The sequence below is a fragment of the Streptomyces sp. adm13(2018) genome, assembly GCF_008042145.1.
In the GTDB taxonomy this organism is placed as follows: Bacteria; Actinomycetota; Actinomycetes; order Streptomycetales; family Streptomycetaceae; genus Streptomyces.
This window is the reverse complement of sequence record NZ_RDBH01000114.1, coordinates 399,882-423,605: the sequence shown is the minus strand read 5'-3', so window position 1 is coordinate 423,605 and position 23,724 is coordinate 399,882. Positions and strand designations below refer to the sequence as shown.

The window sequence follows — 23,724 nt, the reverse complement described above, 5'->3', positions numbered from 1 at the left end:
CTGGCGTAGCTGCCGGAAGGCGGCGCATCGTAGCGCCGCCGACATCCGTCGTGTACAGACTGCGTCCCCTCACCAGTGAATTTCAACCGGAGGGCGGTGAGCGGGTACTCTGTACGGTCTGCACCTGTGTCTGCCCTGGTCCGTCCTGGATCCCGGCGGTGCCCCTCGTCCGCCGAGGGGGACTGTCAGTGGCGGCGGATACCGTTGCGTACGCATCACGACCCTCCTGCCACGGAACGACCGTGGCCGCTGAGTCCAAAGGAGGTGGGTTCCACATGCGTCACTACGAAGTGATGGTCATCCTCGACCCCGATCTCGAGGAGCGCGCTGTCTCCCCGCTGATCGAGAACTTCCTTTCCGTCGTCCGTGAGGGCAACGGAAAGGTCGAGAAGGTCGACACCTGGGGCCGTCGTCGTCTCGCCTACGAGATCAAGAAGAAGCCCGAGGGCATCTACTCGGTCATCGACCTGCAGGCCGAGCCTGCGGTCGTCAAGGAGCTCGACCGACAGCTCAACCTGAACGAGTCGGTCCTCCGGACCAAGGTCCTCCGTCCCGAGACCCACTGAGCATCTAGCTCAGTGGTCATCGGATCCGAGTAGCAGTACAGCAGCCAGAAGCAATCCCGCCGAGAGGTTCCCCCATGGCAGGCGAGACCGTCATCACGGTCGTCGGCAATCTTGTCGACGACCCCGAGCTGCGCTTCACCCCGTCCGGTGCGGCGGTCGCGAAGTTCCGTATCGCGTCCACCCCCCGCACCTTCGACCGTCAGACCAATGAGTGGAAGGACGGCGAAAGCCTCTTCCTCACCTGCTCGGTCTGGCGTCAGGCGGCGGAGAACGTCGCCGAGTCGCTTCAGCGAGGCATGCGCGTCGTCGTGCAGGGCCGGCTGAAGCAGCGGTCCTACGAGGACCGTGAGGGCGTCAAGCGCACGGTCTACGAGCTGGATGTCGAGGAAGTCGGCCCCAGCCTCAAGAACGCCACGGCCAAGGTCACCAAGACCACCGGTCGAGGCGGCCAGGGCGGTTACGGCGGCGGTGGCGGCGGTCAGCAGGCCGGCGGCGGCGGTGGCAGCTGGGGTGGGAACTCCGGCGGTGGCCAGCAGGGTGGTGGCGGTGCTCCCGCCGACGACCCGTGGGCCACTGGCGGTTCCTCCTCCTCCGGCGGCGGCGGTCAGCAGGCCGGCGGCGGCGGTGGCGGCTGGGGTGGAAACTCCGGCGGCGGCTACTCGGACGAGCCCCCCTTCTAGGGCACGCCCTCGAAGCAGCTCGTACCCCCATTCTTGATCACACAGGAGAAACACCATGGCGAAGCCGCCTGTGCGCAAGCCTAAGAAGAAGGTCTGCGCGTTCTGCAAGGACAAGACCCAGTACGTGGACTACAAGGACACGAACATGCTGCGGAAGTTCATTTCCGACCGCGGCAAGATCCGTGCCCGCCGCGTGACCGGCAACTGCACGCAGCACCAGCGTGACGTCGCCACGGCCGTCAAGAACAGCCGTGAGATGGCGCTGCTGCCCTACACGTCCACCGCGCGATAAGGAAAGGGTGACCGAACAATGAAGATCATCCTGACCCACGAGGTCTCCGGCCTCGGCACCGCCGGCGACGTCGTCGACGTCAAGGACGGCTACGCCCGCAACTACCTGGTCCCGCGTGGTTTCGCGATCCGCTGGACCAAGGGTGGCGAGCAGGACGTGGCGCAGATCCGCCGCGCCCGCAAGATCCACGAGATCGCGACCATCGAGCAGGCCAACGAGATCAAGGCCAAGCTCGAGGGTACGAAGGTGCGCCTGGCCGTTCGCTCCGGCGACGCCGGCCGTCTCTTCGGCTCCGTGACCCCGGCCGACATCGCCTCGGCGATCAAGGCCGCGGGTGGCCCCGACGTCGACAAGCGTCGCGTCGAGCTCGGCTCGCCGATCAAGACCCTGGGCTCGCACCAGGTGTCCGTGCGTCTGCACGCCGACGTCGCCGCGAAGCTCGGCGTCGAGATCGTCGCCGCGTAACGCTGCCGCCGGCGCTCTGCGCTGAGCAGTGAGGAAGGGCCGCACCCCTCGGGGTGCGGCCCTTTCGCCGTGCCACGGGAGCTACGGGGTCAGACGGGGTGTTTCACGTGAAACCTTCAGCGCGTGGCGCCGGTGACGATCCAGCGGCCTGAGCGGGAGCGGAACCAGAGCGTGGCCATCCGGACCGACATCATCAGCGTCATCGCCCACCAGAGCGCGGTCAGACCGCCGCCCAGCACGGGGACCAGCAGGGCCACCGGGGCGAAGACGGCGAGTGTCAGCAGCATGGCCCAGGCCAGATAGGGGCCGTCCCCGGCGCCCATGAGGACCCCGTCGAGGACGAAGACGACCCCGGAGATCGGCTGGGAGAGGGCGACCACGAGCAGGGCCGGGAGCAGGGTGTCCTGGACGGCGGTGTCACCGGTGAAGAGCGGGATGAACAGGGGGCGGGCGACGATGATCAGCGCGCCGAGTACGAGACCGGAGACCACCCCCCACTGGACCATGCGGCGGCAGACCTGGCGGGCTCCGTCGGCGTCGTTCGCGCCGAGATAGCGGCCGATGATGGCCTGGCCCGCGATCGCGATCGCGTCGAGGGCGAAGGCCATCAGGGACCACAGGGACAGGATGATCTGGTGCGCGGCCACCTCGGCGTCGCCCATGCGGGCCGCGACGGCCGTGGCGATCATCAGGACCGCGCGGAGCGAGAGCGTACGGACGAGGAGCGGGACGCCGGCCTGGGCGGAGGCGCGTATGCCGGCCGCGTCGGGGCGGAGCGAGGCTCCATGGCGTCGGGCTCCTCGTACGACCACGACGAGATAGGCGACGGCCATGCCGCACTGGGCGATCACGGTGCCCCAGGCGGATCCGGCGATGCCGAGACCGGCTCCGTAGACGAGGCCCACGTTGAGCGCGCCATTGGCCGCGAAGCCGCCGATGGCCACGTAGAGCGGTGTACGGGTGTCCTGGAGGCCGCGGAGGACGCCGGTGGCGGCCAGGACCACCAGCATGGCGGGGATGCCGAAGCTGGAGATCCTGAGGTAGGTGACGGCGTGGGGTGCCGCGGTGTCGGAGGCGCCGAAGAGGCCGACGAGCCAGGGCGCCGCGGGCAGGGTCAGGGCGACGACGGCGACGCCGAGCAGGAGGGCGAGCCAGATGCCGTCCATGCCCTGCCGGATCGCGGCCGGGAGGTCTCCGGCGCCGACGCGGCGGGCGACGGCGGCCGTGGTGGCGTAGGCGAGGAAGACGAAGACGCTGACGGCGGTGGAGAGGAGGGCGGCGGCGATCGCGAGACCCGCGAGCTGGGGGGTGCCGAGGTGGCCGACGATGGCGCTGTCGACCATGAGGAAGAGCGGCTCGGCGACGAGTGCGCCGAAGGCCGGCAGGGCGAGGGAGACGATCTCGCGGTCGTGCTGCCGGCGGGCGGCCTTGGGTGTCGCGGGGGCCTGGGTCATGGGGTCAATCTAATCTTCCACAGGTAAGAGATGCAATGTATCTATGGTCCTTACTTCTAGAAGGCAACGTGCTTCGGGTGTGGGTCGTTTGTTCTGATCTTGGTCCAGCGGCAGAAGTTTTTCTCCCCCACAGCCCGTGGATGGGAAAACCGCAGCTCAGGGGCGTGAATCCGGGGGTCCTATGAGTTTGTCCACATGGCTGTCCCCCGGTCCGTGCACAGGTTCTGGCGAGTTCTCCACAGACTGGGGGCCTTCACCCACAGGGCCTGTGGATAACCAGATTGGCTGATGCCCCTGACGGGCCTACCGTGGTCCGGCGCCCGACGCGCCAGAAGCGGTCGCAAAGCCACTCGTTGATCAAGCCCGTGGCGTAAGAAAGAGTGGCACGGCGAGGTCCGCGGAGCGGACGGGAGGAGGTGCTTGGTGAGCATTCCCGAGCCCATGGACGACCCTTGGGCCGACGGCGGACCGAGCGACCGACTGCCCACCCGTACCCGGGGCGAGGGACGCGGCCGCGGCCGCAATCGGGACGACCAGCACGAGCGCGGCGGCGAGGGCGGGCCCTGGGACGGCGGCCTCTCAGGCTTCGAGCGCGTCCCCCCGCAGGACCTGGACGCCGAGCAGTCCGTCCTCGGCGGCATGCTGCTCTCCAAGGACGCCATCGCGGACGTCGTGGAGATCATCAAGGGCCACGACTTCTACAAGCCGGCCCACGAGACCGTCTACGCGGCCATCCTCGACCTGTACGCCAAGGGCGAGCCGGCCGACCCGATCACCGTCGGCGCCGAGCTCACCAAACGCGGCGAGATCACCCGGGTCGGCGGCGCCTCCTACCTGCACACCCTGGTCCAGTCGGTACCGACCGCGGCCAACGCCTCGTACTACGCGGAGATCGTCCACGAGCGGGCCGTCCTGCGGCGCCTGGTCGAGGCCGGCACCAAGATCACGCAGATGGGCTACGCGGCCGACGGGGACGTCGACGAGATCGTGAACTCGGCCCAGGCCGAGATCTACGCGGTCACCGAGCAGCGGACCACCGAGGACTACCTGCCGCTCGGCGACATCATGGAGGGGGCGCTCGACGAGATCGAGGCGATCGGCTCCCGCAGCGGCGAGATGACCGGTGTGCCCACCGGGTTCTCCGACCTGGACTCGCTCACCAACGGTCTGCACCCCGGTCAGATGATCATCATCGCGGCGCGTCCCGCCATGGGTAAGTCGACCCTGGCGCTGGACTTCGCCCGTGCGGCGTCCATCAAGAACAACCTGCCCAGCGTCATCTTCTCCCTCGAAATGGGCCGCAACGAGATCGCGATGCGTCTGCTCTCGGCGGAGGCCCGCGTCGCGCTGCACCACATGCGCTCCGGCACGATGACCGACGAGGACTGGACCCGGCTCGCCCGGCGGATGCCGGACGTCTCCCAGGCCCCGCTCTACATCGACGACTCCCCGAACCTCTCGATGATGGAGATCCGGGCGAAGTGCCGTCGGCTCAAGCAGCGCAACGGCCTCAAGCTCGTCATCATCGACTACCTGCAGCTGATGCAGTCCGGCGGCTCGAAGCGGCAGGAGAGCCGTCAGCAGGAGGTCTCCGACATGTCGCGAAACCTGAAGCTGCTGGCCAAGGAGCTGGAACTGCCGGTCATCGCGCTCTCTCAGCTGAACCGTGGCCCCGAACAGCGCACCGACAAGAAGCCGATGGTCTCCGACCTGCGAGAGTCCGGCTCGATCGAGCAGGACGCGGACATGGTCATCCTGCTGCACCGCGAGGACGCCTACGAGAAGGAGTCCCCCCGCGCGGGCGAGGCCGACATCATCGTCGGCAAGCACCGAAACGGCCCCACGGCCACCATCACCGTCGCCTTCCAGGGCCACTACTCCCGCTTCGTGGACATGGCCCAGACCTGACCGCGCCCGCGGCCGGCGGGGGCGGTCAGGTCTGGGCCATGTCCACGAAGCGGGAGTAGGCTTGAGCCGACGGCACTTCGCCCGGATCTCCATCATCGAGAGGTTCGGGGAGTCGTCGATGTAGAGCGGGGCCTGGGAGACGTCCGGCATCCGCCGGGCGAGCCGGGTCCAGTCCTCGTCGGTCATCGTGCCGGAGCGCATGTGGTGCAGCGCGACGCGGGCCTCCGCCGAGAGCAGACGCATCGCGATCTCGTTGCGGCCCATTTCGAGGGAGAAGATGACGCTGGGCAGCGTTCGTGTTTCCAGCAGGGTGAGGTTCGTCCAGTGGTCCAGGGTGGTGAAGAACGGGGTGCCGCCGCCTGCCAGGACCGGGGCGGTGGCCAGTACGTACTCGTCGATCAGGCCGGCCCGCATGGCCGCGCCGGCGAGGGTCGCGCCGCCGATGTCCATCGGGCCGCCGTCCTCGGCCTTGAGGCGGGCGATCTCCGCTACCGCGTCGCCGGTGACCAGCCGGGTGTTCCAGTCGACCTCGGCGATCGTCGAGGAGAACACCACCTTGGTCATGTCCCTCCAGCGCCGCGCGAAGGTGATCTCCGCCGGAGTCGCTTCGGGCAGCTGGTCGCCGGTCGGCCAGTAGGAGCTCATGGTCTCCCACAGCTTGCGGCCGTACAGGGTCAGTTCGGTCGCCTCCAGCTGGTCGGACCAGAACTGGAACAGCTCGTCGCTCGGCACGCTCCAGCCGATGTCGTCGCCGGGCGCGGCGATGTAGCCGTCCAGGGTCACGTTCATGCCGTAGATCAGTTTTCGCATGGCGCCAGCCTTCCGTGGAGGGGTCTCGTGAGTGCGGACCGACGCGGCGCCGGAAACTGATCGGTGCGCCGCGGCGCACCGCCCGTCCGGGGGATCACGTTGGATGGGGGCCATGACGACAACTTTCGAATCCCTGCTGCCCGGTACCGAGCGGGCGCTGCTGCACCGGGTCGCGGTGGCCCAGTCCGAGGGGCGGGCGCCCTCCGTCGTGGGAGCGGTGGTGCGCGAGGGCGCGCTGGTGTGGAGCGGCTCCCGCAGTTGCGTGGACGGGCACGCGCCGGACGCGGACACCCAGTTCAGGATCGGGTCGATCACCAAGGTGTTCACGGCCGTGCTGGTGCTGAGGCTGCGGGACGAGGGACTCCTCGGCCTCGACGATCCGCTGGAGCGCCACCTCAAGGGCACGGGCGCCGGGGCCGTGACGATCGCTCAGCTGCTCGGGCACAGCGCGGGTCTCGGGGCCGAGACGCCGGGCCAGTGGTGGGAGCGTTCCTCTGCCGAGCTGCGGCCGGAGCTCTCCGACGTGCTGGGGGAGGAGCCCTTCCGGCAGGCGCCGGGGCGTCGCCACCACTACTCCAACCCCGGCTACACGCTGCTCGGTTCGCTGGTCGAGGCCGTGCGGGGGGTGTCCTGGGAGGAGACGCTGCGGCGCGAGATCCTGGAGCCGCTCGGGATGGACCGTACGACGTCGGAGCCGGTCGCACCGCACGCGGGCGGCTGGGCGGTGCACCCGTGGGCCGACGTGATGCTGCCGGAGCCGTCCGAGGACCTCGGGCTCATGGCGCCGGCCGGACAGCTCTGGTCGACGGCCGCGGATCTCGCCCGCTTCGCCGCCTTCCTCGCGGCCGGTGACGAGCGGGTGCTCGCGGCGTCGACCGTGGCGGAGATGCGGGCCCCGGCCGCCGCGGGCGGCGAGGGCGACTGGGAGGGGGGCTACGGGCTCGGTCTGCAGCTGGTCCGCAGGGACGGCCGCACCCTGATCGGCCACTCCGGTTCACTGCCGGGCTTCGTCGCCGCTCTCTGGGTGAGCGTGGAGGACGGACTCGGGGCGATCGCTCTCGCCAATGCCACCTCGGGGCCGCTGACGGGGGCTGTGGCCGCCGATCTCGTACGGATCGTGGCGGAGGCCGAGCCGCGGTTCCCGGAGCCCTGGCGACCGCTTCCCGAGGCCGAGGTGGACGAGGAGCTGCTGGCCTTGGCGGGCCCCTGGTACTGGGGCACGTACGCCTACGGGCTCCGGGTCGGCCCCGAGCGGGGTGTGGTGCTCGAACCCCTGCGGGGCGCCGGGCGGCGGGCCCGCTTCCGCGCACTGCCCGACGGGGGCTGGGTCGGACTCAACGGCTACTACGAGGGCGAGACGCTTCGGGCGGTGCGGCGCGCGGACGGCAGCGTGAGCCATCTGGACCTCGGTTCCTTCGTCTTCACGCGGGAGCCGTACGCGCCTGCGGACGCGGTGCCCGGCGGTGTGGACGAAGAGGGCTGGCGCGGGCTCTGAGCCCGCCTGTGTGATCTGTTCTGCGGTGTTTCACGTGAAACACCGCAGAACGGGTGCGCCGGGACCCGGACCGGCGCACCCGTTCGGATGAGGCTCTGCCTCAGAGGCTCTTCTTGAAGCCCAGGTGGGAGGCCTCGAAGCCGAGCCGCTCGTAGAAGCGGTGGGCATCGGTGCGGGTGACGTCGGAGGTCAGCTGGATGAGTTGGCAGCCCTGGCGTCCGGACTCCTCGACGGCCCACTCGATCAGTTGGGTTCCCAGACCGCTGCCACGCTCCTCGGCGTGGATGCGGACGCCCTCGATGATCGAACGAGTGGCACCCCGACGGGAGAGGCCCGGGATGATCGTCAGCTGGAGCGTGCCGACGACCTTGTTCGCACGGGTGGCAACGACGAGGTGTTGCTGCGGGTCGTGCACGAGACGTGTGAAGGCCGCGAGGTACGGGCCGAGGTCGTCGGGGGACTCGCGCTGCGCGCCCAGGGGGTCGTCGGCGAGCATGGCGACGACGGGTCCGATGTCCTCCGCGGTGGCGGGGCGTATCTCAAGATCGCTCATGCCTCGCAGCGTAGGACCTCGCGCGGCCGGCGGGCATCGTCGGGCGGACGGGCCTCGGCAGCGGGTGCCTGGCGTTCGGAGGGCTCAGGCGGGAACGCCCACGCCCTCCACGACCTGGACCAGCGGGGCCAGCTCCGGGTTCTTGGCGGCCTCGTCGAGGGCCTCGCGCAGTGCGCTGTCGTTGGTGGGCCTGGCCTCCGCCAGGAGCTTCTGGCCCGCCTCGGTGACGTCGGTGTAGATGCCGCGCCGGTCGGTGGCGCAGAGATAGCGGGTGAGCAGGCCCCGGTCCTCGAGCCGGGTGACCAGCCGGGTGGTGGCGCTCTGGCTGAGGACGACGGCGTCGGCGACCTGCTTCATCTGGAGGTGCCCGCCCGGACCGCTGTGCTGCCGGCTGAGGACGTCGAGGAGTGAGAACTCGCGCACGCTCAGACCGTGTCGGGCCTCCAGGGCGCGCTCGATGTGCGTCTCGATCCTGCCGTGGAGGAGGGAGAGGGCGCACCAGCGCTGGGAGAGCGCGGTGAGTGCGGGGTCCGTCGCGGTCATGGTCTCTCCTCGGTCTCTCCTCGGCACCGGAGCGGTTCCCCACCAGAGTAAACGATGCGACGCAATAATGCGCGTGTGCAAGTAAATCGTCGGAGCCATCCTGCTCGGCTCCCGGACTGCCCTACTGCGCCGGTCGCCGCACTACCCGGCGGCGACGGTCAGGGGAGCGAAGCGGCGGGTCCAGTCGCCGGGGAGCTCGGGGAGGGAGCGCACCATCACCGCGTTGAAGGTGATCGGGTCGAGACCGTTCTCCTTCACCCAGCTCAGCAGGTCCGAGTGCCGCACATCGATGTCCGTGCGCAGCGGACGGTCGCCCGCGGCCGCGAGCGAGGCGATCAGGGCCTGGGCGGTGGCGGTGTCCCGGGCGATCAGCGGTCCGACGACATGGGTGTCCATGTTGGGCCAGGCCGCCGCGAAGCCCGTGATCTCGCCGTTCTCCTCAGCCACCCGGAGGTGGTCGGCGAACGCGGGGAGCCGGGTGATCACGTGGGTGCGATCGAGTCCGAAGACCTCGTGGTCGAGACGGAGGATCGCCCGGAGGTCCTCGGCCGTCGCCGGGCGGACCGGAACGGTCGGCGCGGGTGCGGCGAAGGTGAAGCGGCCGCGCACCATCTCCGCGCGGCCCGTGAGAGTGAAGCCCAGCTGCTCGTAGAGGGGCTGCCCGTTCGGTGTCGCGTGCAGGGTGAGCGGGGTGCCCCCGGATTCCGCGAGCACATGCTCCATGAGGCGGCGTCCCACGCCCTGGCGGGCGTACCGCTCGGCGACGAGAACCATGCCGATCGCGGCGAGCCCCGGGCCGTACGAGGTGACCACGGCGCAGGTGACCAGCCCGGACCCGGACGGGTCGTCGATGCCGAAGCCGGTGCCGGCGCTGAGCAGGAGGCCCCACTTGTGCTCCTCGCGCGGCCAGTTCCGGTTCTCGGAGAGGTCGGCGCAGGCGAGGAGGTCGTCCATGGTGAGGCGCCGGATGGGGAGCTGGGAGAGCGGGGTGGGGGAGAGCGGCATGCTGTCAGGCTGGCCGAAGCGGCGATCTTCCGTCCACCGCTTTACCGGATCCGGCCGGCCGAGGGCAGCGGTCGGCCGGAGCCGGGGCGGCGGTCGGTCGCCCGAGGGCAGTGGTCGGCCGCCCGAGGGCAGCGTCGGTTGCCGAGCCCCTCCAGTCGCTCCACTGGAGGGCCCGTTGCCTCCCGGCCGCGGGACGGCGACGATGTTTCACGTGAAACCGCGACGGCAGCGCCTGCATCTCTTCGATCTCGACGGCACCCTGATCCGGGGATCGGCCGCCGCGGTGGAGATCTCGCGGCAGCTGGGGGTCGACGAGGAGATCGCCGCCCTGGAGAAGGGCTTTCTCCAGGGGCTCACCCCGGACGAGTTCGCCGTGCGGGCCCGCGCGCTGTGGTCCGCGCTCACCGTGGAGCAGGTCACGGCTGCCTTCGACGGGGCGCCCTGGCTGCTGGGCATCCGCGAGGTCTGGGCGGACATCCGGGACCGCGGTGACCGCTGTGCGGTCATCTCGCTCTCCCCCGACTTCTTCGTCGAGCGGCTTCTCGACTGGGGTGCCCACGCGGTGCACGGGTCGCGCTGGCCGGCCCTTCCCTTCACCGAGCCGGTGCACCGGCCGGGCATCCTCAACGCACGGGCCAAGGTGCGGATCGCGGGGGAGCTCTGTGCCGAGTACGGGGTGGACCCGGCCCACTGCGTCGCCTACGGGGACTCGATGTCCGACGCGGAGCTGTTCGCGATCGTGCCGGACACGGTGGCGGTGAACGCGGACCACCACCTCGCCGGGCTCGCCCGCCACACCTACACGGGCGGCGATCTGCGCGAGGCCTACGCCCTGGTCCGAAACAGCGCAGCTTAGTCAGAAACCCCGCCCTTTGGCCCGAGAACGCCGCTTTCCCTCCGCGACGCCGGTCGGAGGAGTCATGCTGCGTCCACGGAAGCCGGCCAGCGCGAGGGCGAGGCACATGATGGATGCTCCGACCACCACGAGGGCACCGGAGGACGGGGACGGGCCGGAGCGCCCGGCGGGGGACGGAAACGGGCCCCGCCGTCCGAGAGAGGGCGGACACGAGCCCCGGATACCGGCGGAGCCCTCCGCGGACGCGGTACTGGTCCGCCGGACGCTCACCGAGATCGCACCGGTCGCCGGCCGGGTGACCTCGTACTTCTACGCCCTGCTCTTCATCGGGAATCCGGGGCTGCGGGAGATGTTCCCCGCGGCCATGGACACCCAGCGGGACCGGCTGCTCAAGGCGCTGCTCACCGCGGCGGAGCACATGGACGACGCCCCGGTGCTCACCGCCTATCTGCAGAACCTCGGCAGGGGCCACCGCAAGTACGGCACCCACGCCACGCACTACCCGGCCGTCGGCGAGGCCCTCATCGGCGCGCTCGCCCGGTACGCGACGACGACCTGGGACGAGGCGACGCAGGCGGCCTGGGTCCGTACGTACACGACGATCTCCCAGATCATGATCGACGCGGCGGCGGAGGACGAGCGCTCGGCGCCCGCCTGGTGGCAGGCGGAGGTGGTCTCGCACGATCTGCGGACTTCGGACATCGCCGTCATCACGCTCCGCCCCGACCAGCCGTACCCCTTCCTCGCGGGCCAGTACACGACGCTGGAGACCCCGTGGTGGCCGCGGATCTGGCGGCACTACTCGTTCGCCTCGGCGCCCCGCCCCGACGGGCTGCTCTCGCTCCATGTGAAGGCGGTCCCGGCGGGCTGGGTGTCCAACGCGCTGGTGCACCGGGCGCGTCCCGGGGACGTCCTGCGCCTCGGCCCGCCGGCCGGCTCCATGACCGTCGACCACGCCACGGACACCGGCCTGCTCTGCGTCGGCGGGGGCACCGGGATAGCCCCGATCAAGGCCCTGGTGGAGGACGTCGCCGAGCACGGGGACCGGCGTCCGGTCGATGTCTTCTACGGGGCCAAGAGCGGCCACGACCTCTATGACATCGACACGATGCTGCGGCTCCAGAAGACCTTCCCCTGGCTCTCCGTCCATCCGGTCACGGAGGCGCAGGGGCGGCTCCCCGAGGAGGTGTGCCGCTACGGCTCCTGGAGCGAACGCGACGCCTATCTGTCGGGGCCGCTCGGGATGGTACGCCGCGGGGTGGACGCGCTGCGCGGAGCGGGCGTTCCGGCGGAGCGCATCCGGCACGACTTCCTCGCCGAACTGGCCCCGCCGGCCGACGATCAGCCCAGGTCGGGCGCGTGCATGGCGCGGACGCCCTCGATGTTGCCGTCGAGGTAGTGGCGCAGGGAGAGCGGGACGAGGTGCACGGCGGCGATGCCGACCCGGCTGAAGGGCACCCGCACGATCTCGTACTCCCCGACGGGTTCGTCCATCTCGGGGCCGTGCCGGAGCGAGGTGTCCATGGAGTCCAGCCGGCACACGAAGAAGTGCTGGACCTTCACCCCGGAGACCCCGCCGTCGACGATGTGCTCGACGGTGTCGACGAAGCAGGGCACCACGTCGACGATCTTGGCGCCGAGTTCCTCGTGGACCTCGCGGTGCAGGGCCTCGACGACGGTCGCGTCGGTGGGTTCCACGCCGCCTCCGGGCGTGACCCAGTAGGGATCCATGCCCGGCTTGGTGCGCTTGATGAGGACGAGGTGGTCCCCGTCGAGCAGGACGGCGCGGGCGGTGCGCTTGATCACGGGCCGTTCGGTCGTGGGCCGTTCGTTCATGGGAAGAAAATGGCCCGTCCGGGGTGTCCTGAAACGCGTCCCCGGCGGAGACTCACCGGCGCCCGCGGAACCGGGCGGCTCCCCCGCGGAACGACGAGCCTCCCCCACCGGGTCTCACCAGTCCCCCGCCGCCCTCAGCAGCTCCTCATGGGCCCGTGCGAGGGGGGCCAGCGCGAGCGTTCCCGTCCGTACGACCAGGAAGTAGGTCCGCAGCGGGGGGACCGGGGGGTCGAGGAGGGCCACGAGCCGCCCCTGGGCCAGGGCGTCCTCGCAGAGATAGCGGGGCAGGACGGCGAGCCCCGCGCCGGAGGCGGCGGACTCCCGGACGGCCCGGAGGTCGGGCGCGATCACGGTGGCGGCGACCGCCGGCTTGGTCTCGAAGACGCTTGCCCAGTAGCGGGCGACGAAGGGCAGCGATTCGTGCACCTCGACCACCGGCAGCTGCTCCAGGACCACCGCGCCCTTGCGGAGCAGGACCTCGGGGGAGAGGCGGGCCGCCCAGCGCGGGGCGGCGACCAGGACGTACTCCTCGTCGCAGAGCGGGGTGGAGGCGAGCAGACCACCGCGGGGCCGGGCGGTGGTGACGGCCAGGTCGTGGTGACCGGCGGCGAGTCCGTCGAGGATCTCCTCGGTGTTGCCCAGGAACGACGCCCTCACGGCCAGGCCCTGGCCGACCAGCGGGGTGAGGGCGGGCAGGACGCGGAGCGCGGTGAACTCCGGGGGGCCGGCGACATGGAGGGTGCGGACACCGCTCTCCTCGTCGGCGCCGGTTCCGGCGATCTCGACGAGGGCGTCCAGATGGGGAGCGGCGCGGTGCGCGAGCTCGTCGCCGATGGTGGTCGGGGTGACGCCGCGGGCCTGCCGGAGGAAGAGAGGGCGGCCGAGCTGTCGTTCCAGGGTCCGGATCTGGCTCGTGACGGCCGGCTGGGAGAGGCCGAGGAGCGCGGCGGCGCGCGTGAAGGAACCGGCCCGGTGCACCGTGACGAAGGTGCGCAGCAGGGCCAGATCCATGGTCGCCCCCTCCCGGCCGTGCGGCCGTTCGACTCAGGCGGTCGGCTGACTGCGCCTCAGGAACGTCCAACTATAAATAAGTCGATAGGTCTCTGTCGCTACCGTGATTGGACACTGACGCACAGTCAACTAGCCTTGTTCAGGCGGTCTCCGCGCGTGGAACCGAGGCGTTCCGAGCCACGAGGGGGGAGGCTCGGAGCGCCTCGTTCCGTGCGGCGGGACCGGCGCGGACCGGTTCCGGCAGGTCCCGCGGCCTGGCCGGAAATCGCTGCCGACCGTTCCCGGACGGGACTACGCCCCGGCCGCGTCGAGGGCCCGCAGAATGTCGGCGATCAGATCCTCCGGATCCTCGGCGCCCACCGAGAAGCGGATGAAGCCCTCCGCCACCGCGTCACCGCCCCAGCGTCCGCGTCGCTCCGCCGTGGAGCGCACGCCGCCGAAGCTGGTCGCGTCGTCCACGATCCGCAGCCCCTCCAGGAACCGGTCGGCCCGCTGCCGCTCCGCCAGTTCGAAGGAGACGACCGACCCGAAGCGCCGCATCTGCCGGGCGGCCACCGCGTGCGAGGGGTCGTCCGGGAGTCCGGGGTACCGCAGCCCGGTGACGTCCGCGCGCGACGCGAGGGCCTGCGCGAGCGCGAGCGCGGTGGAGCACTGGCGGTCGATCCGCAGCTGCAGCGTGGCGAGCGAACGGTGCGCGAGCCAGGCCTCCATGGGGCCGGGAATGGCGCCGACGACCTTGCGCCAGCGCCGTACCTCCGCGGCCCGCTCGGGGTCGCGGCAGCTGACGTGGCCGAGCAGGATGTCGCCGTGCCCGGTCAGGCCCTTGGTGTCACTGGCGACGGAGAAGTCCGCGCCCAGTTCGAGGGGACGCTGGCCGAGCGGGGTGGCGAGGGTGTTGTCGACGGCGACGAGCACCCCCGCGGCATGCGCCTCGCGGACCAGCCGCCGGATGTCGCAGACGTCGAGCCCGGGGTTGGACGGGGTCTCGATCCACAGCAGCCGGGCCCCTTCGAGGACGGCGAGCTGGCCGTCGTCGCGGGTGGGCGCGGTGCGGACCTCGACGCCGTACGCCCTCAGCTGCTCGTGCAGCAGGGGCAGGGCCTGGTAGCCGTCGTCGGGGACCACCACGGTGTCGCCCGTCCTCAGCTGTGAGAGGAGGACGGCGGAGATCGCGGCCATGCCCGAGGCGAAGACCAGCGTCTCGACGCCCTGCTCCCCCGGCGCCTCCAGCTCGCCGATCGCGCGCTCCAGATGGGTCCACGTCGGGTTCTCGTCGCGGCCGTACGCGTATCCGCCGGTCGGCTCGCCCGGCAGATGGAAGTGCGCGGCGAAGACCGGCCCCGGCAGGGTCGGCTCGTACTTCACGGGGTCGGGCAGTCCCGCCCGGACCGCGCGGGTGCCGTCGCCGTAGTGCTTGTCCGTCACGGTGTCCGTTCCTTCAGTTCACGGCGGACGGCCGCGAGCAGTCCGTCGCTCGCCGCCTCCACCATCTCCAGGCACTCCTCGAAGCCCTCGCGGCCGCCGTAGTACGGGTCGGGGACGTCGAGTGCGTCCCCCGCGGCGGGGTCGTAGGAGCGCAGCAGTCGTACCCGCGCCGCCTCCTCGGGCGTGCGGGCGAGTTCGCGCAGTTCGCGCAGATGCCCTTCGTCCAGGGCGATCACCAGGTCGAGGGCGGGAAACCAGGAAGCGCGGAACTTCCGGGCGGTGTGCGCCGAGCTGTAGCCGTTCTCGTCGAGGACGGCGACCGTGCGGTGGTCGGCGCCGTCGCCCTCGTGCCAGCCTCCGGTCCCGGCGCTGTCGATCTCCACCAGGGCGCCGAGGCCGGCGTCGTCCACCTGCCTGCGGAAGACGTGCTCGGCCATCGGCGAGCGGCAGATGTTGCCGGTGCAGACGAAGCAGACGCGGTAGGTCATGGCCGGCACTCAGTCGCCGTCGGGGAGCACGACGTTCAGCGCCCACGAGACGACGGAGATGATCAGGCCGCCGAGCACGGCGGTCCAGAAGCCCTCCACGTGGAAGCTGAGGTCGAACTGCTCGGCGAGCCAGGACGTGAGCAGCAGCATCAGGGCGTTGACGACGAGGGTGATGAGCCCGAGCGTCAGAATGAAGAGCGGCAGCGTCAGCAGCTGGACGACCGGCTTGACCAGGAAGTTCACCAGCCCGAAGACGAGGGCGACGAGAATGAGGGTCAGGGCCTTCTTGCCGGTGCTGTCACCGGTCAGGGTGATGTCCTGGACCAGCCAGACGGCTACTCCCAGGGCGCCCGCGTTCGCGAGCGTCTTGACTACGAAATTCATCATGTGTCTGATCGTTGCAGACATGATCGGGCCGAGGGCAGGGGCGGACGGGCGATGAAGGCATTCCGGCTGGACGAACTGGAAGCGGAACGCGCCGCGAACAAGGGTGCGTACCTCCAGTTCCTGCGGGAGCGGAACATGTCGGTGGGCCTCTACGCGCTGGACGCAGGCGAACTCGACACGCAGCAGCCGCACCGCCAGGACGAGGTCTACTTCGTGGTGAGCGGGCGGGCGGCGATCACGGTGGGGACGGAGACGACCCAGGTGGCGCGGGGCAGCGTGGTGTACGTGCCTGCCGGGGTGGAGCACCGGTTCCACCACATCAGCGAGGACCTGCGGGTGATGGTGGTCTTCTCCCCGCCGGAGGCATGACACCCCGCGCCCCCTAGGGGGCGGATCAGGGGAGAGCGGGGGCCGCGGGGCCCCCGTGCGTCCCTTCCGGACCCTAGCCTTGAGGATGTTCGGCACGGAGTGTGCGGAACGGATCTTCGAGAGCGAGGGAGAGGGCGATGGCCGTACAGGAGGTTCTCGCGGGGATGCCGTGGTGGGTGAAGTGGGTCGCCATACCCGTCATCGCGCTGCTCGTCTTCGGCGGACTGATCACCAGCGTCCTCACCTTCGTGATCGGGCTGCTCTTCAAGGTGCTGCTCTTCGTGGCCCTCGTCGCCGGACTGATCTACGTCGTCCGGAAGTTCAGCTCGTCCGACCGTTCGCGCGAGGAGTGGTAGCACACGCTACCCAGCGGTATGAAGCCGACGGAGGGGATTAGCCCGGCCGGGGGAACGCACCGGGCGAATCCGGGCGCGGGCCCAAGCGCTCCCACTAGAGTGGAATCCCTCCGCCGCGTTGGGGACTACAGGCGTAGACATCCCTGCTGACCAGCGGTTTCCCAGGCCCGGCGGGCGCGCGGGGGCGGCCCCTGCGGGCGGGTGCGACGCATCCGTCGTGATGCCTGGGGGTGACCTTTGGCCACGGCTTCGCAAACCTCTGCGCCTACCCTGATCGGCTCGGTGCAGCGGGCACTGAGACTGCTGGAGGCCGTGTCCTCCCACCCGGACGGCGCCCCGGCCAAACAGCTCGCCCGGGAGACGGGCCTTCCGCTCCCCACCACGTACCACCTGCTCCGCACCCTGACGCACGAGGGCTATCTGCTCCGCGAGAAGGGTGTGTTCGTCCTGGGCGACGCCGCCGTCCGACTGGCCGGCGGCGGAGGTGTGCAGAATCGTCGCATCAAGATCGAAGACTCGCTCGCCCGCTGGCGGGACGCGATCGGTGTGCCGGTCTACTTCGCCGTCTACCGCGAAGGGGAGATCGATCTCGTCGCCGTCGCCGACTCTCCCGCCGCGCCCGCGGTGGAGGAATCGGCCGATTTCCGCGCGACGGCTCACGCTCATGCGATCGGGCAGTGCCTGTTGAGCCAACTCGATCTGAAATCTCGTCAAGACCACCTTGACCGCCACCCGGTGGAAGCCATCACTCCGCACACGCTGAGTAACCGGCGCGCGCTTTTGGAGCGTTTGGGAGGTTTGGGGCGAATGGAGCCTCTGGTGGAGCGTCAGGAATATGCGCTCGGCACGGTCTGCGCCGCAATCCCCGTCACTGCGGGCCCTTTGACCGCGGCATTGGCCATTTCACTCCCCCTCCACCTGGAAGAACGGTTGCTCCCAGCAGTCGATCAACTACGCACAGAGATCGAGAAGCTCTCCCGTCCCCCTGCGTTCTCTATCAGTATCTGAAAAATCACTCCTTGTGATCTGCTAGTGCTTACAGCACGATTACGTCAAGAGGGCCGCGGGGGATCATTCCTGGCCGTTTCGGTCACAGCTTTCAGCAGCTGTGTTTACACAACTGCTTCATCTACTGCGGGGTACATGATGCGAGAGTCGGTTCAGGCCGAGGTCCTGATGAGCTTCCTCGTCTCCGAGGAGCTCTCCTTCAAGATCCCGGTGGAACTGCGGTACGAGACCCGGGATCCCTACGCGGTGCGGATGACCTTCCACCTCCCCGGGGACGCGCCGGTGACCTGGGCGTTCGGCAGAGAGCTGCTGCTCGACGGGATCAACCGGCCGAGTGGGGACGGCGATGTGCACATCGCTCCGACGGAGCCCGAGGGACTCTCGGACGTCTCCATCCGGCTCCAGGTCGGCGGCGACCGCGCCCTGTTCCGGGCGAGCGCTCCACCGCTGGTCGCCTTCCTCGACCGTACGGACAAGCTGGTCCCGCTCGGTCAGGAACGTACGCTCGGCGACTTCGAGGACAACCTGGAGGCCGCGCTGGGCCGGATCCTGGCCGAGGAGAGCGCGGTCGCCGCCGACCTGGAGCCGGATGGAGACGTCCGAGAGTCCCTCGGGCTCCGTCGGAGCGATGTGCACATCGCCGTCCCCACTCGGCCGGTTGATCCCGTCGAGCAGCAGCTCTCTGCCGAACGCCCAGGTCACCGGCGCGTCCCCGGGGAGGTGGAAGGTCATCCGCACCGCGTAGGGATCCCGGGTCTCGTACCGCCCTCACCCCGCTGGTCGGCCAGGGCCTGGCCGTGAGGGCGTCGTTCCTGGGCAACACCGAGGAGATCCTCGACGGACTCGCCGCCGGTCACCACGACCTGGCCGTCACCACCGCCCGSCACCTCACTTCGCGCGACGGCGCCGTCCACCCCGTGCCGCCGCGGGCTTCCGGCTTCCCGCGCCCGGTGCTCCCCCGGCCTCGGTGCGGTCGGCGGAGACCACCAGGGCCGCGAGCGCCGTGGTGAGGGGCACGGACGCGACCAGACCGATCGATCCCACCAGGGTCCGGACGATCTCCTCGGCGACCAGCTCGCTGTTGGCCACCGTCCCCATGCTGCTCTGGGCGATGGAGAAGAGCAGCAGCAGCGGGAGGGCGGCACCCGCGTAGGCGAGCACCAGTGTGTTCACGACCGAGGCGATGTGGTCCCGGCCGATCCGGATGCCGGCCCGGTAGAGGGCGCGCGGCCCCATGCCCGGATCGGCCTGCTTGAGCTCCCAGACCGCCGACGTCTGGGTGACCGTGACGTCGTCGAGCACACCGAGCGAACCGATGATCACCCCGGCCAGGAGCAGGCCGGACATGTCGATGTCCGGGTAGAGGCCGTGGATCAGGCCGGTGTTGTCGTCGGTGTTGCCGCTCAGCGAGGCCCAGTCGATGAACACCGAGCCGAGCAGACCGATCAGCAGCAGCGAGATCAGGGTCCCGAGCACCGCGACCGAGGTCCGGGCGGAGAGCCCGTGGCACATGTAGAGGGCGATCAGCATGATCGCACTCGATCCGACCACCGCCACGACCAGCGGATTCGACCCGTCGAGGATCGCCGGCAGGATGAAGAACGTCAGGATCAGGAAGCTCACGACCAGGGCGACGAGGGCCATCACGCCCTTCATCCGGCCGACCAGCACGACGGCGACCGCGAAGATCCCGGCGAGCACCGCCATCGGGAGCTTGCGGTTCACGTCGGTGACCGAGTACTGCAGGTCGCGCGGGGCGTCGGGGGCGTAGGCCACCACCACGCCCTGGCCCTCGTGCAGTTGGCGCGGTGCGTCGGGCTGCACGATCTCGGTGAACGTACGCCCCTTCTCCGGACCGCTGGTGACCTCGATGGTCGCCTTCCCGCAGTCGCCCTGCTGCGACCGGACCGCCTCGCGCCCCGTCGGCGTCGAGGTGCCGCCGGTCGGCGGCACCTGACCCGCGTTCACGGCGGCGCAGTCGACCTGCTCGACCGAGACGACCCTGCCCTGCTCGGTCTGCCGGTCGAAGCCCACGCCGGTGCGCTCGTGCGGCGGCGCGCCGCCGGGCCACAGGACCACCAGCCCGACCACGACCGCCGTGGCGAAGGGGATGAGGATGGCGGCGATGACCCTGCGCAGGTGCCGGGACACCGGTGTGGCGGGGCCGTGGCTGTGGCTGTGCCCGTGGGATCCGTGTGCCGGACCGTGCCCGTGCGAGGCATGCGCCGCGGCATGCTCGTGGGGGCCGCGATCGTGGTCGTGGCCGTGCGGCTCGGGGGTCTGTTGGGGGGAAGTCACCGACCGATCATCGCAAGAACGGCAGGGGCCCACTGTTCAGCACGCCAGGGATGACGCTAGCGTGGTGGCACCTTTGCACACGCGGGAGCTCGGAGCACCGGGCTGAGAGGGCGCTGATCACCGTACGAACGTACTGATGTACGTACGGGAGGAGGCTGCGCCGACCGCCGAACCTGTTACCGGGTAATGCCGGCGTAGGGAGATCGGTCTCATGACCATTCAGGATGCACGCACGCCTGCCTCCGAGCAGAACGACACCTCTGCCGACGGTGCTCGTACGCCGGGCTGGCACAAGGGATACGTCCAGGGCTCGCGCCCCGACCTCAGGGTGCCGGTCCGCCAGGTGCACCTCACCAACGGCAGGGACGTCACGCTGTACGACACGTCCGGCCCGTACACCGACCCGGGCGTCGACACCGACGTCCGGCGGGGCCTTGCGCCGCTGCGCGAGAACTGGATCATCTCGCGCGGCGACACCGAGGAGTACGCGGGCCGCCCGGCCCGGCCCGAGGACGACGGCATCAAGCACACCTCGCCGCGCGGCGGGGGACTCAAGAACCTCGACGCGGTCTTCCCCGGCCGCCCGCGCCTGCCCCGCCGCGGCCGTGACGGGCAGGCCGTGACCCAGCTCGCCTACGCTCGACGGGGGGAGATCACCCCGGAGATGGAGTACGTGGCGATCCGGGAGAACGTCTCCCCCGAGGTCGTGCGCGAGGAGATCGCCGCGGGCCGCGCGGTGCTCCCGGCGAACGTCAACCACCCGGAGATCGAGCCGATGATCATCGGCAAGCGGTTCCTGGTGAAGGTCAACGCCAACATCGGCAACTCCGCCGTCACCTCCTCCATCGAGGAGGAGGTGGAGAAGATGACCTGGGCCACCAAGTGGGGCGCCGACACGGTCATGGACCTGTCCACCGGCCGCAACATCCACACCACCCGCGAGTGGGTCCTGCGCAACTCCCCCGTGCCCATCGGCACCGTGCCGCTCTACCAGGCCCTGGAGAAGGTCGATGGCCGTGCCGAGGACCTGACCTGGGAGATCTACAAGGACACGGTCATCGAGCAGGCCGAGCAGGGCGTGGACTACATGACCGTGCACGCCGGCGTACTCCTGCCGTACGTGCCGCTCACCGCGCGCCGCAAGACCGGCATCGTCTCGCGCGGCGGCTCGATCATGGCCGCCTGGTGCCTCGCGCACCACCAGGAGAACTTCCTCTACACGCACTTCGAGGAGCTCTGCGAGATCCTCGCGACGTACGACGTCACCTACTCGCTGGGCGACGGGCTGCGCCCGGGGTCGATCGCGGACGCCAACGACGCGGCGCAGTTCGCCGAGCTGCGCACGCTGGGCGAGCTGAACACGATCGCCAAGCGGCACAACGTGCAGACGATGATCGAGGGCCCCGGGCACGTCCCGATGCACAAGATCAAGGAGAACATCGACCTCCAGCAGGAGATCTGCGAGGAGGCGCCGTTCTACACGCTCGGCCCGCTGACCACGGACGTCGCGCCCGCGTACGACCACATCACCTCCGGCATCGGCGCGGCCATGATCGCCTGGTGGGGGACGGCGATGCTCTGCTACGTCACGCCCAAGGAGCACCTGGGCCTGCCGAACCGCGACGACGTGAAGACCGGTGTCATCACCTACAAGATCGCGGCCCACGCGGCGGACCTCGCCAAGGGGCACCCGGGCGCGCAGGAGTGGGACGACGCGCTGTCGGACGCGCGCTTCGAGTTCCGCTGGGAGGACCAGTTCAACCTGGCGCTCGACCCGGACACCGCGCGGGAGTTCCACGACGAGACGCTGCCCGCGGAGCCCGCGAAGACCGCGCACTTCTGCTCGATGTGCGGTCCGAAGTTCTGCTCGATGAAGATCTCGCAGGACATCCGGCGGGAGCACGGCGGCGACCTGAAGGCGGACGAGATCGAGGCCGGAATGGCCGCGAAGTCGGCCGAGTTCGCGGCGACGGGCAACCGCGTGTACCTGCCGCTGGCGGACTGACCACCGCCGTCCGGTGACCGGGCCGGCCCGCGACCCCGGGGGAGTCGCGGGCCGGTGGCGCGTCAGGGGCCGGGGGAGCCGGTGGGCGGGGCGGTCGCGGCGAGGACGTCGCGGAGGAAGGGCAGGATGCCCCGTTCGAGGAGGGCGCGGCGCCAGGCCTCCCGGGCACGGGACAGCTCGTCGTCCGGTCCGGCCTCGCGCGGGCCGTCCGTGCTGACCTCGGCGGGGCTGTTGCGCAGGGCCGTCACGAGCAGCCCGGCGGCGGCGCCGAGCAGGCCGGCGGCGGCCACCGCGCCGAAGACCAGGCCGGCGGTGAGCAGTGTCGCCCCGAACGCCACGGTGGGGGCGATGGCGTGCAGCACCGCGCCGACCAGCAGGAAGATGGCCGCCGCGGCGCCCGCGAGGACGGGCACCATGACGGTCAGGATGGCGACGACGCCGGGGCCGTCTCCCGGGCGGTCCGAGGAGGCCGGGGGCGGGGCGCCGAGGGCGGCGCGGTGCTGCTCGCGGACCTTCACGAAGTGCTCGTACTCGCCGGCCGCCGCGCTGGTGACCAGGGTCGTCGCGTTCAGGGTCAGCGAGCGCAGCTGGGCGAGCGAGAGCCGGGTTCCCGCTCCGGCGAGATCCGGACGTGCGTGGGCGGTGCTCAGTGCGTCGTCGAGGACCCGCTCGTACTCGGCGCGGTCCTCGGTCAGCAGGTGCGGAGCCACGTTCATGTGCATCCCCCGATGCTCCGTAGGCCCGGATCAGCCGTGGGAAACGGTCGGTCGGGCGGAAACGGAGGAGAGCCTGCTACGGATGGCACGATGGTATTGCGGTCGTGCCACGCGCTGACAGGGAGTTTCCGGAATTCGCCTTCCCCGGATGCGGAGGGTTATGCGTCAGTCGTTCAGCGGGAGTTGGACGACCAGTAGCTTTCCGGCCATGGTCACTCCGCCGTCCATCGCGATCGCGAGACCCTCCGCGTACACGTGCGGTCCGTCGACGACAGGGCGCGCGTTGTCCTCGCCGTCCTCCGTGCCGACCTGGCCGAGGAGGTACGGGATGGGGCTGTGGCCGTGCACGATCCGGGAGCCGCCGTAGGTGGAGAGCAGCTCGTGGACGGCCTGCGGACCGCCCTCGTCGCGGAACGCGAAGCGCTTGGTGAACTTCCGGAAGACGTCCCAGACCTCGTCGGCGTCGTTCCGGTTGAGGATCTCGTGGACGGTGTCGTTGACGTCCTCGATGGTCTGGCCGTAGTCGAGGTACGCGGTGGTGTCGGAGTGGAGCAGCAGGTGGTCGTCCTCGCGCACGACGGCGTCGAGCCGGGACATCCACTGCAGATGGACGTCCTGGAGGCGGTCCATGTCGTGCTTCTGGCCGCCGTTGAGCAGCCAGGCGGCCTGGAAGGTGGCGGTGCCCGCGCCGGAGTTCACCGGGGTGTCGCCGAAGCGCTTGGCGCCGATGAGCAGCAGTTCGTGGTTGCCCATGAGGGCCTTGCAGTAGCCGCCGGCGGCGGCCGCCTCGGCGGACAGGCGCATGACGAGGTCGATGACGCCGATGCCGTCGGGGCCGCGGTCGGTGAAGTCGCCGAGGAACCAGAGGCGGGCGTTGCCGGCGGCCCAGCTGCCGTTCTCGTCGACGAGTCCCTGGGCGCGGAGGGCGGCGACGAGTTCGTCGAGGTAGCCGTGGACGTCGCCGACGACGAAGAGCGGTCCGGGGCCCTCGCCGCCGGCCGGGGCGGGCTCGGCGGCGGGCTCGGCCGCCACCGGGACCTGGACGGTGTCGCCGCGGCGGTTGATGACCGGGAGGTCGCGCTCGGTCGGCGTGTAGCCCTCGGGCATCTCGCCCTCGGGGAAGGCGTTGCCGGGGTGGCCGGTGGCGACGGAGACGATGGAGGAGCCCGCGGGCGCGGTGCCGGGGGCGTACGCGGGC

Annotated in this window: 24 protein-coding genes, 5 pseudogenes and 1 riboswitch; of the genes and pseudogenes, 14 read left to right on the top strand and 15 right to left on the bottom strand. The window is 70.5% G+C overall.

Annotation, left to right across the window (positions count from 1 at the left end):
- Window positions 1-275: 275 nt before the first annotated feature.
- From rpsF to rplI, 4 genes are all read left to right on the top strand, one after another.
- Window positions 276-566: a 30S ribosomal protein S6 gene (rpsF, locus tag EAO70_RS14270; protein ID WP_015034882.1), complete on the top strand. Its 291-nt coding sequence runs from the start codon at window positions 276-278 to the stop codon at window positions 564-566.
- 74 nt (window positions 567-640) lie between these two features.
- On the top strand, window positions 641-1,246 hold the full coding sequence (locus EAO70_RS14265) for a single-stranded DNA-binding protein (protein WP_148003334.1): 606 nt from the start codon (window positions 641-643) through the stop codon (window positions 1,244-1,246).
- A 55-nt stretch (window positions 1,247-1,301) separates the two neighbouring features.
- Window positions 1,302-1,538: a 30S ribosomal protein S18 gene (gene rpsR / locus EAO70_RS14260; protein ID WP_003967857.1), complete on the top strand. Its 237-nt coding sequence runs from the start codon at window positions 1,302-1,304 to the stop codon at window positions 1,536-1,538.
- Between the two features lie 18 nt (window positions 1,539-1,556).
- Window positions 1,557-2,003 carry a 50S ribosomal protein L9 gene (rplI, locus tag EAO70_RS14255; protein WP_030317964.1) on the top strand — a complete coding sequence of 149 codons (447 nt, stop codon included), beginning with the start codon at window positions 1,557-1,559 and terminating at the stop codon, window positions 2,001-2,003.
- Window positions 2,004-2,119: 116 nt separating this feature from the next.
- Here the strand turns inward: rplI and EAO70_RS14250 are convergent, their stop codons facing one another.
- Window positions 2,120-3,457, bottom strand: coding sequence for an MATE family efflux transporter (locus EAO70_RS14250; RefSeq protein WP_148003333.1), 1,338 nt, complete (start codon window positions 3,455-3,457; stop codon window positions 2,120-2,122).
- Between the two features lie 423 nt (window positions 3,458-3,880).
- Between EAO70_RS14250 and dnaB the strand changes: the two genes are divergently transcribed.
- Window positions 3,881-5,365 (top strand): replicative DNA helicase, encoded by a 1,485-nt coding sequence (gene dnaB / locus EAO70_RS14245; protein WP_148003332.1) that lies wholly within the window; start codon window positions 3,881-3,883, stop codon window positions 5,363-5,365.
- 60 nt (window positions 5,366-5,425) lie between these two features.
- Here dnaB and EAO70_RS14240 read toward each other — a convergent pair.
- Both EAO70_RS14240 and EAO70_RS14235 read right to left on the bottom strand, forming a co-directional pair.
- Window positions 5,426-5,656 (bottom strand): annotated as a pseudogene (locus EAO70_RS14240) (DnaB-like helicase C-terminal domain-containing protein); the annotation flags it as partial.
- A pseudogene (locus EAO70_RS14235) lies at window positions 5,651-6,175 on the bottom strand (dihydrofolate reductase family protein); the annotation flags it as partial. The pseudogenes EAO70_RS14240 and EAO70_RS14235, both read right to left, overlap by 6 nt.
- A gap of 112 nt (window positions 6,176-6,287) precedes the next feature.
- Here EAO70_RS14235 and EAO70_RS14230 point away from each other — a divergent pair.
- Window positions 6,288-7,670, top strand: coding sequence for a serine hydrolase domain-containing protein (locus tag EAO70_RS14230; protein WP_148003331.1), 1,383 nt, complete (start codon window positions 6,288-6,290; stop codon window positions 7,668-7,670).
- Between the two features lie 100 nt (window positions 7,671-7,770).
- On the opposite strand, the gene EAO70_RS14225 is transcribed toward EAO70_RS14230, so the two are convergent.
- The 3 genes from EAO70_RS14225 to EAO70_RS14215 all read right to left on the bottom strand — a co-directional run bounded on the left by EAO70_RS14225 (window position 7,771) and on the right by EAO70_RS14215 (window position 9,771).
- Window positions 7,771-8,223 (bottom strand): GNAT family N-acetyltransferase, encoded by a 453-nt coding sequence (locus EAO70_RS14225; protein ID WP_148003330.1) that lies wholly within the window; start codon window positions 8,221-8,223, stop codon window positions 7,771-7,773.
- A gap of 84 nt (window positions 8,224-8,307) precedes the next feature.
- Window positions 8,308-8,766, bottom strand: coding sequence for a MarR family winged helix-turn-helix transcriptional regulator (locus EAO70_RS14220; protein WP_148003329.1), 459 nt, complete (start codon window positions 8,764-8,766; stop codon window positions 8,308-8,310).
- Between the two features lie 141 nt (window positions 8,767-8,907).
- Entirely contained in the window at window positions 8,908-9,771 is an 864-nt protein-coding gene (locus EAO70_RS14215) for a GNAT family N-acetyltransferase (protein ID WP_148003328.1), read from the bottom strand.
- Between the two features lie 202 nt (window positions 9,772-9,973).
- On the opposite strand from EAO70_RS14215, the gene EAO70_RS14210 reads away from it, so the two are divergent.
- Together EAO70_RS14210 and EAO70_RS14205 are read left to right on the top strand one after the other, a co-directional pair.
- Window positions 9,974-10,627: an HAD family hydrolase gene (locus tag EAO70_RS14210; protein WP_148003327.1), complete on the top strand. Its 654-nt coding sequence runs from the start codon at window positions 9,974-9,976 to the stop codon at window positions 10,625-10,627.
- Window positions 10,628-10,733: 106 nt separating this feature from the next.
- Entirely contained in the window at window positions 10,734-12,026 is a 1,293-nt protein-coding gene (locus tag EAO70_RS14205) for a globin domain-containing protein (RefSeq protein ID WP_261992854.1), read from the top strand.
- Here EAO70_RS14205 and EAO70_RS14200 read toward each other — a convergent pair.
- From EAO70_RS14200 to EAO70_RS14180, 5 genes are all read right to left on the bottom strand, one after another.
- A complete protein-coding gene (locus EAO70_RS14200) occupies window positions 11,969-12,463 on the bottom strand; it encodes an NUDIX hydrolase (RefSeq protein WP_148003326.1) in 495 nt (164 codons plus the stop codon). The two genes, EAO70_RS14205 and EAO70_RS14200, sit on opposite strands and share 58 nt — an antisense overlap.
- 114 nt (window positions 12,464-12,577) lie before the next feature.
- Window positions 12,578-13,474: a LysR family transcriptional regulator gene (locus tag EAO70_RS14195; RefSeq protein WP_148003325.1), complete on the bottom strand. Its 897-nt coding sequence runs from the start codon at window positions 13,472-13,474 to the stop codon at window positions 12,578-12,580.
- 291 nt (window positions 13,475-13,765) lie between these two features.
- Entirely contained in the window at window positions 13,766-14,899 is a 1,134-nt protein-coding gene (locus tag EAO70_RS14190) for a cystathionine gamma-lyase (protein WP_148003324.1), read from the bottom strand.
- The gene (locus EAO70_RS14185; protein ID WP_148003323.1) at window positions 14,896-15,387 is read right to left on the bottom strand and encodes a low molecular weight protein-tyrosine-phosphatase; all 492 of its coding nucleotides are present in this window, start codon (window positions 15,385-15,387) and stop codon (window positions 14,896-14,898) included. Before EAO70_RS14185 ends, EAO70_RS14190 begins: the two co-directional genes overlap by 4 nt.
- Window positions 15,388-15,396: 9 nt before the next feature.
- The gene (locus tag EAO70_RS14180; RefSeq protein WP_148003322.1) at window positions 15,397-15,774 is read right to left on the bottom strand and encodes a phage holin family protein; all 378 of its coding nucleotides are present in this window, start codon (window positions 15,772-15,774) and stop codon (window positions 15,397-15,399) included.
- 51 nt (window positions 15,775-15,825) lie between these two features.
- Here EAO70_RS14180 and EAO70_RS14175 point away from each other — a divergent pair, with 51 nt between their 5' ends.
- The 4 genes and pseudogenes from EAO70_RS14175 to EAO70_RS14160 form a co-directional block, all read left to right on the top strand.
- Window positions 15,826-16,143 (top strand): cupin domain-containing protein, encoded by a 318-nt coding sequence (locus EAO70_RS14175; protein WP_148003321.1) that lies wholly within the window; start codon window positions 15,826-15,828, stop codon window positions 16,141-16,143.
- Window positions 16,144-16,280: 137 nt separating this feature from the next.
- On the top strand, window positions 16,281-16,499 hold the full coding sequence (locus tag EAO70_RS14170) for a DUF5326 family protein (protein WP_148003320.1): 219 nt from the start codon (window positions 16,281-16,283) through the stop codon (window positions 16,497-16,499).
- 237 nt (window positions 16,500-16,736) lie between these two features.
- The gene (locus EAO70_RS14165; RefSeq protein ID WP_148003319.1) at window positions 16,737-17,507 is read left to right on the top strand and encodes an IclR family transcriptional regulator; all 771 of its coding nucleotides are present in this window, start codon (window positions 16,737-16,739) and stop codon (window positions 17,505-17,507) included.
- A 138-nt stretch (window positions 17,508-17,645) separates the two neighbouring features.
- A pseudogene (locus tag EAO70_RS14160) lies at window positions 17,646-18,068 on the top strand (SsgA family sporulation/cell division regulator); the annotation flags it as partial.
- Here the strand turns inward: EAO70_RS14160 and EAO70_RS14155 are convergent.
- A pseudogene (locus EAO70_RS14155) lies at window positions 18,066-18,272 on the bottom strand (SsgA family sporulation/cell division regulator); the annotation flags it as partial. The pseudogenes EAO70_RS14160 and EAO70_RS14155 overlap by 3 nt on opposite strands.
- Between EAO70_RS14155 and EAO70_RS39170 the strand changes: the two are divergent.
- Window positions 18,272-18,388, top strand: a pseudogene (locus tag EAO70_RS39170) (LysR family transcriptional regulator); the annotation flags it as partial. The pseudogenes EAO70_RS14155 and EAO70_RS39170 overlap by 1 nt on opposite strands.
- Window positions 18,389-18,395: 7 nt before the next feature.
- Here EAO70_RS39170 and EAO70_RS14145 read toward each other — a convergent pair.
- Entirely contained in the window at window positions 18,396-19,805 is a 1,410-nt protein-coding gene (locus tag EAO70_RS14145; RefSeq protein WP_410091275.1) for a YibE/F family protein, read from the bottom strand.
- A 71-nt stretch (window positions 19,806-19,876) separates the two neighbouring features.
- A riboswitch (TPP riboswitch) is annotated at window positions 19,877-20,023 on the top strand.
- Between EAO70_RS14145 and thiC the strand changes: the two genes are divergently transcribed.
- On the top strand, window positions 20,017-21,810 hold the full coding sequence (gene thiC, locus EAO70_RS14140; protein ID WP_148003317.1) for a phosphomethylpyrimidine synthase ThiC: 1,794 nt from the start codon (window positions 20,017-20,019) through the stop codon (window positions 21,808-21,810). Its footprint overlaps the riboswitch before it by 7 nt.
- A gap of 62 nt (window positions 21,811-21,872) precedes the next feature.
- On the opposite strand, the gene EAO70_RS14135 is transcribed toward thiC, so the two are convergent.
- Both EAO70_RS14135 and EAO70_RS14130 read right to left on the bottom strand, forming a co-directional pair.
- Window positions 21,873-22,532 (bottom strand): hypothetical protein, encoded by a 660-nt coding sequence (locus EAO70_RS14135; RefSeq protein ID WP_148003316.1) that lies wholly within the window; start codon window positions 22,530-22,532, stop codon window positions 21,873-21,875.
- 159 nt (window positions 22,533-22,691) lie between these two features.
- A partial coding sequence (locus EAO70_RS14130) for a metallophosphoesterase (RefSeq protein WP_261992853.1) occupies window positions 22,692-23,724 on the bottom strand: 1,033 nt, incomplete at its 5' end.

Excerpts from the sequence above, each read along its gene's own strand:
- rpsR (WP_003967857.1), top strand. The coding sequence starts at position 1,302 with ATGGCGAAGCCGCCTGTGCGCAAGCCTAAGAAGAAGGTCTGCGCGTTC.
- EAO70_RS14185 (WP_148003323.1), bottom strand. The coding sequence starts at position 15,387 with ATGACCTACCGCGTCTGCTTCGTCTGCACCGGCAACATCTGCCGCTCG.
- EAO70_RS14175 (WP_148003321.1), top strand. The coding sequence starts at position 15,826 with ATGAAGGCATTCCGGCTGGACGAACTGGAAGCGGAACGCGCCGCGAAC.
- EAO70_RS14250 (WP_148003333.1), bottom strand. The coding sequence starts at position 3,457 with ATGACCCAGGCCCCCGCGACACCCAAGGCCGCCCGCCGGCAGCACGAC.
- EAO70_RS14230 (WP_148003331.1), top strand. The coding sequence starts at position 6,288 with ATGACGACAACTTTCGAATCCCTGCTGCCCGGTACCGAGCGGGCGCTG.
- EAO70_RS14225 (WP_148003330.1), bottom strand. The coding sequence starts at position 8,223 with ATGAGCGATCTTGAGATACGCCCCGCCACCGCGGAGGACATCGGACCC.
- EAO70_RS14200 (WP_148003326.1), bottom strand. The coding sequence starts at position 12,463 with ATGAACGAACGGCCCACGACCGAACGGCCCGTGATCAAGCGCACCGCC.
- EAO70_RS14170 (WP_148003320.1), top strand. The coding sequence starts at position 16,281 with ATGGCCGTACAGGAGGTTCTCGCGGGGATGCCGTGGTGGGTGAAGTGG.
- EAO70_RS14210 (WP_148003327.1), top strand. The coding sequence starts at position 9,974 with ATGTTTCACGTGAAACCGCGACGGCAGCGCCTGCATCTCTTCGATCTC.
- rpsF (WP_015034882.1), top strand. The coding sequence starts at position 276 with ATGCGTCACTACGAAGTGATGGTCATCCTCGACCCCGATCTCGAGGAG.
- EAO70_RS14135 (WP_148003316.1), bottom strand. The coding sequence starts at position 22,532 with ATGCACATGAACGTGGCTCCGCACCTGCTGACCGAGGACCGCGCCGAG.
- EAO70_RS14220 (WP_148003329.1), bottom strand. The coding sequence starts at position 8,766 with ATGACCGCGACGGACCCCGCACTCACCGCGCTCTCCCAGCGCTGGTGC.
- EAO70_RS14205 (WP_261992854.1), top strand. The coding sequence starts at position 10,734 with ATGATGGATGCTCCGACCACCACGAGGGCACCGGAGGACGGGGACGGG.
- thiC (WP_148003317.1), top strand. The coding sequence starts at position 20,017 with ATGACCATTCAGGATGCACGCACGCCTGCCTCCGAGCAGAACGACACC.
- rplI (WP_030317964.1), top strand. The coding sequence starts at position 1,557 with ATGAAGATCATCCTGACCCACGAGGTCTCCGGCCTCGGCACCGCCGGC.
- EAO70_RS14195 (WP_148003325.1), bottom strand. The coding sequence starts at position 13,474 with ATGGATCTGGCCCTGCTGCGCACCTTCGTCACGGTGCACCGGGCCGGT.
- EAO70_RS14265 (WP_148003334.1), top strand. The coding sequence starts at position 641 with ATGGCAGGCGAGACCGTCATCACGGTCGTCGGCAATCTTGTCGACGAC.
- EAO70_RS14215 (WP_148003328.1), bottom strand. The coding sequence starts at position 9,771 with ATGCCGCTCTCCCCCACCCCGCTCTCCCAGCTCCCCATCCGGCGCCTC.
- EAO70_RS14180 (WP_148003322.1), bottom strand. The coding sequence starts at position 15,774 with ATGATGAATTTCGTAGTCAAGACGCTCGCGAACGCGGGCGCCCTGGGA.